A 5,119-nucleotide genomic window follows, 5' to 3' on the forward strand; every position below is an offset into this window, starting at 1 on the left:
ACAAATGTTTTTTTGGTGGCGATGAATTGCCGGAACCGGAACAATTAATAAGAAGATTTAAAGCCAAGTATGATTTCGACGCCCAAAAAGCAATGGAGTTGCGGGACGAATATGGCAAGAAGGCTGCCCAAGAAGGCTGGACCTGCTTGTTTTATCATGCAAAATCAACCGCGGTAGGTAATATAACTTACACCGGCGATCATTTTGCAATTATACCAGTGTAATTTTTGCGGCGAAAAAAATAGTAGAAGAATTAATATAACCCAATCGTCATTAATTCCATCTATTTTTGCATAAGCCTTATTAAAACAATAATTTGGCTGCTTATATTGCTATCAGAATATGTCATCACCAATAGTAACCGGCTTAATGGCTTACGGAATGTCTGGAAGGATATTTCATGCACCATTTTTAAGTACCAATCCGCAGTTTAAATTAAAAGCCGTAGTAGAGCGTAGTCAGAAAAAAATGGCTGCTCATTACCCGGATATTGTTAGCTATGGTTCGGTTGATGAATTGTTGAATGACAGCGAGCTGGAGCTTATCATTGTTAACACCCCCAACTTTACCCATTTTGATTTTGCTAAACAGGCACTAAGAGCCGGTAAGCATGTACTGATAGAGAAACCCGCCGCCGGTAATGCCGTCGAGATAAAGGAGTTGTTTGATGTAGCACGAGCTAATAACCGCAAGGTATTTGCTTACCAAAACCGTCGTTGGGACAGTGATTTCTTATCAGTAAAAGAAGTTATTGAAAGTGGCAGGTTAGGTAAATTAACCGAGGTGAATTTTAGGTATGACCGTTATAAACCGGCGCTTAACCCTAAGCCATTTAAAGAAACAAAGGATACACCTATAAATGGGATAGTGTACGAGTTAGGTCCGCATTTGATAGATCAGGCCATACACTTATTTGGCAAGCCCTTATCATTCGATAAGCTTATCACCATACAACGCGAGGCATCAGAAGTGCCTGATTATATGAATTACCGTTTAACTTACCCGGGCGGATTAGTGGTATATTTAACCTCTGGATTGTTAATTGCAGACCCCACACCAGCGTTTGTTGTACATGGCGCATTGGGCAGTTACAGCAAATATCGCTTAGATGTACAAGAGGCACAACTGGATAAAGGGATGCTGCCTGCTGATGACGCATACGGTATTGAACCGGTAGGCATGGAGGGCAAACTGGTTACCGTTGGCGCCGATGGTGAAAAAAGTATAGCGTTCATCCCGTCGATAAAAGGCGATTACAGCAATTTATTTTACGCGGTATATCATGCCGTACGCAATAATGCGTTATATCCCATAACAGAAGAACACATGACCTGGCAAATGGAACTGCTGGAAGCTTAATTATAAAAAAATGAAAAAACTGATTTTACTTTTTAGCCTGATAATAACCGCAGGATGCATCCAGGCACAAACTACCGAGCCAACAGGTATGCCGCCTTATCGTATCCTTACTACTGACAGTGTATATGTAACGCCTGCCAATTTAAAGCACCATAAAACCATGCTGGTATATTTTGCACCAGATTGCCCGCATTGCCAGCACTTAACCATGGAGCTAAAGGAAAAGATGAAGGCGCTGAGCGATACGCAAATTATAATGATAACCTGGTCTGCAAATTATGACATACGCGCCATAAAGAACTTTGTGCACGATTATGACCTGAAAAAATATCCTAATGTTATAGTGGGCACCGAAGGCTATACCAATCTGGTGATGAAATATTTTAAGGTGCAAACCACCCCGTATATAGCTGTTTATAACAGCGATAAAAAGTTTGTTAAAAGCTACTCAAAATCTCCGGATATTGATTCGCTTATTGCTGTTGTTAAATCAGCCGATAAGAAGAAAATATAGCCCTGCACTTTTTGGTTTTATTGTTGTTGCTGCTGTTGTTGTTGAATCATTTCCATATAGCGTTGATAACTGTTTTTTACGATATGATTTGCAGCAGGTATAGTTGCCGGGGCAGACGGATGTTCAGTATTTTCATCCAGTAAAAGCCCGTCATCATCAACAATTACAGAAACTTCCAGGCTATGGCCCGATGAACCTTTGTATATGCCTTTTACGGGCGAGCAATCCATAAAATTACGGCCCACGGCTAAGCGCACATGGTTTTCGTTAGCTATAATATTATTGGTAGGATCAAGGCCCAGCCATCCATAATCAGGTATATAAGCTTCGGTCCAGGCATGTGTAGCACCTTCACCGCGCATACCGTTTTTATCTGTACAAATATAACCGCTTACATACCTGGCCGGTATTTTTACCATACGCAGCATCTCTGCCAAAATATGGGCAAAATCCTGGCATACACCGGCCTTTAATTTCCATATCTCATCTAATGTCGTTTCAACTGTGGTTACGCCCTTTATATAGTTAAAGTTATCGTATACATACTGGCAAAAACGCAAAGCAATCTGGTAAGGGATATCCTCTTTGTTCTTTTCTGCATCAACCACCTGCTTTAATTCTGCGAATCCATCAAAATACTCTTGCCTTAAAAAATCAATATAGGGAACCATGTATTGCAGTGGTTTCAGATCTTCCCATTGTTGGGCCGGAAAAATATCGTTTACAGGGTAAGGGCGGTGTTTTGTGCTCACCAATACTTTTGAATTAATAATTAAAACCGAGTGCGGCTCGCTATAGGTAAAACTCCCTACCTCATTACCGTAATAATCGATATGCCTATCAACAATTGGATTGCCGGTAACTGTGATCTCCTGTTTTAAAACATCCTGGTACTCATCTTTGATGGGAAACAAAATGATCTGGTTGGCGCTATCGCGCGCAGGGGTATCATAAATGTATTTGGTTATATGTTGTATTTCAAATTCAGGCATTTTTTTTAATTATTTAATTTGATGATTTGAGAATTTGAGAATTTGAAAATGCGTTCATTTTCAAATATTCAAATTCACATATTTTCAAAGTTATGAGTTTGCAAAATAATGTTCATTAAGCGAGTCTGCAATACCATAGAGTTCGCTTCTTATCTGGGTAAGGAAGGCATGTAAGCCCTCCTGTCTGATAGTTCTTACAGAGCTGTATTTAATACGACTCTGCAACCGGCCTATCTTGAAAGACATATCCCTGAAATCATCCATATTACTATCATTTTGCAAACGCTCAAAATACCTTTGGATATTGTTAACCGAATAGATAACCGAGCGGGGGAAATCATTATTTAAAACTACCTGCTCTAATACGTTTTCGGCTTCGAAACCCTCGCGATAGGTTTTTAGATACAACTCATACCCACCCAACGAAAGCAATAAATGTTTCCAATAAGTGGTATCTGTTAACAGATCTGGATTATCACTTATCGAGCCAAATTTAGTATCCAAAATATCAACAGACTGTATGGCGCGTTCCAGGTATTTTCCAATGTTCATAAAACTACGGCCCTCGCCGCGTTCCATCGTAATTTCAACAGTACCATAATAAAGCATTACCTGCTTTATTAAAACATCCAATACGCTTATAGGGTCTTCACGCTGTAGGGCGCGCTCCAGCTTAGTATCCTTTACCGTATGGTAATATTCGTTCAAACACTGCCAAAGATCTTTGGTGATGTGCTCCTGTACGCTACGGGCATTTTCGCGGGCAAGGGTAATAATGTTTAATACCGAGTTTGAATTATTTTTACCCATTACCATATATTTCAATACGGCACGACTATCATTCCCCAGGTCCTCGCCTTCATCATCATCAAGGCCGGCAAATATGCGTATCACCGGCTCCCAGGTAAATTCCTGTATAGCATCTTGCGATGAAGCATAATTTATTTTAAGCATGCGCAGCATACCATCGCTACGCTCAATGTACCTGCTTTGCCAATATAAACTTGCTGCTACCCTACTTAACATATGCTCTGCCCATTAATCCCCTAAAGGGGGCACACTTATTAATATTTTTATTTGTTATTGCTGTCATTTAATATTTTCTAATTACTCCCCCTTTAGGGGGTCGGGGGGGCTATGCCAGCACCCAGGTATCTTTACTTCCGCCTCCCTGCGAGCTGTTCACTACCAACGAGCCTTCGGTTAACGCTACGCGGGTTAGCCCGCCCGGCACTATTTCAATGCCATCGGGCCCGCATAAAGCGTATGGCCTGAGGTCAATACGGCGTGGCTTTAATTCGCCCTGCATATAGCAAGGTGCTGCAGAAAGACTTATGGTTGGTTGTGCTATAAAATTGCGCGGATCTTTTAATATCTCTTTTTTATAATCGTCTATTTCCTGTTCGGTCGCTGCATGGCCCATTAGCATGCCATATCCGCCGCTGCCATTGGTTCTTTTAACCACCATGTTATTCAGGTTTTTAAACACGAACGCGCGTTCATCATCATTACCTAATTGATGGGTAGGTACATTTTTCAGAATAGGTTCTTCATTTAAATAATAGCGTATCATATCGGGCACGTAAGTGTACACCGCTTTATCATCGGCCACGCCATTACCAATAGCATTTACTATGGCAACATTGCCTTTACGGTATGCGCCCATAATACCGGCTACACCCAGCATACTGCCCGGGTTAAATACCAGCGGATCAAGATACTCATCATCCACCCTGCGGTAAATTACATCAACCTGCTGCAGGCCTATGGTAGTTTTCATATATACTTTATGATTGTTTACTACCAGGTCGCGCCCTTCCACCAGCTCAACACCCATTAAACGGGCAAGCGTGGTGTGCTCAAAATAAGCCGAGTTATAAATACCCGGACTAAGCAATACAATATTAGGATTAGCTATTTGCCTTGGCGAAAGCGCCAATAAGTTTTTATACAGTATAGTAGGATATTCCGTAACACTACGCACACCACACTGTGGCAGCAGATCAGGGAAGAGGCGTTTAGTAATTTCGCGGTTCTCCAGCATATAACTTACACCCGACGGGGTGCGCAGATTATCTTCTAATACATAAAATGTTCCGTCATGGTCGCGTATCAGGTCAATGCCCGATATATGGATGTAAATATCATAAGGCACCTGCAACTGGTACATTTCGCGCAGGAAATGCGGGCAGGAGTAAATAATATCAATAGGTACTATACCATCTTTAATAATGAACTGATTGTGATATATATC

5 protein-coding genes and 1 pseudogene are annotated in these 5,119 nt (G+C 41.2%); 3 read left to right on the plus strand and 3 right to left on the minus strand.

The window, feature by feature from the left end:
- The 3 genes and pseudogenes from JWP71_RS04160 to JWP71_RS04170 form a co-directional block, all read left to right on the plus strand.
- Positions 1–224 (plus strand): annotated as a pseudogene (locus JWP71_RS04160) (MBL fold metallo-hydrolase); the annotation flags it as partial.
- A gap of 118 nt (positions 225–342) precedes the next feature.
- Complete coding sequence (locus tag JWP71_RS04165; protein WP_299497449.1) at positions 343–1,359, plus strand: Gfo/Idh/MocA family oxidoreductase; 1,017 nt, start codon at positions 343–345, stop codon at positions 1,357–1,359.
- A gap of 10 nt (positions 1,360–1,369) precedes the next feature.
- Positions 1,370–1,873, plus strand: coding sequence for a thioredoxin domain-containing protein (locus JWP71_RS04170; RefSeq protein WP_299497450.1), 504 nt, complete (start codon positions 1,370–1,372; stop codon positions 1,871–1,873).
- A gap of 17 nt (positions 1,874–1,890) precedes the next feature.
- Here the strand turns inward: JWP71_RS04170 and JWP71_RS04175 are convergent, their stop codons facing one another.
- The 3 genes from JWP71_RS04175 to JWP71_RS04185 all read right to left on the minus strand — a co-directional run.
- The gene (locus tag JWP71_RS04175) at positions 1,891–2,865 is read right to left on the minus strand and encodes a transglutaminase family protein (RefSeq protein ID WP_299497452.1); all 975 of its coding nucleotides are present in this window, start codon (positions 2,863–2,865) and stop codon (positions 1,891–1,893) included.
- A 90-nt stretch (positions 2,866–2,955) separates the two neighbouring features.
- Positions 2,956–3,891: an alpha-E domain-containing protein gene (locus JWP71_RS04180; RefSeq protein WP_299497453.1), complete on the minus strand. Its 936-nt coding sequence runs from the start codon at positions 3,889–3,891 to the stop codon at positions 2,956–2,958.
- Between the two features lie 109 nt (positions 3,892–4,000).
- Positions 4,001–5,119: circularly permuted type 2 ATP-grasp protein (locus tag JWP71_RS04185; protein ID WP_299497454.1), on the minus strand; the 1,119-nt coding region annotated here is incomplete at its 5' end.

Origin of the sequence: Mucilaginibacter sp. (assembly GCF_028287845.1) — a bacterium.
Taxonomy (GTDB): domain Bacteria; phylum Bacteroidota; class Bacteroidia; order Sphingobacteriales; family Sphingobacteriaceae; genus Mucilaginibacter.

What these genes read in the sequence shown, in the direction of transcription:
- JWP71_RS04180 (WP_299497453.1), bottom strand. Translation starts at nt 3,891, where the DNA reads ATGTTAAGTAGGGTAGCAGCAAGTTTATATTGGCAAAGCAGGTACATT.
- JWP71_RS04170 (WP_299497450.1), top strand. Translation starts at nt 1,370, where the DNA reads ATGAAAAAACTGATTTTACTTTTTAGCCTGATAATAACCGCAGGATGC.
- JWP71_RS04175 (WP_299497452.1), bottom strand. Translation starts at nt 2,865, where the DNA reads ATGCCTGAATTTGAAATACAACATATAACCAAATACATTTATGATACC.
- JWP71_RS04165 (WP_299497449.1), top strand. Translation starts at nt 343, where the DNA reads ATGTCATCACCAATAGTAACCGGCTTAATGGCTTACGGAATGTCTGGA.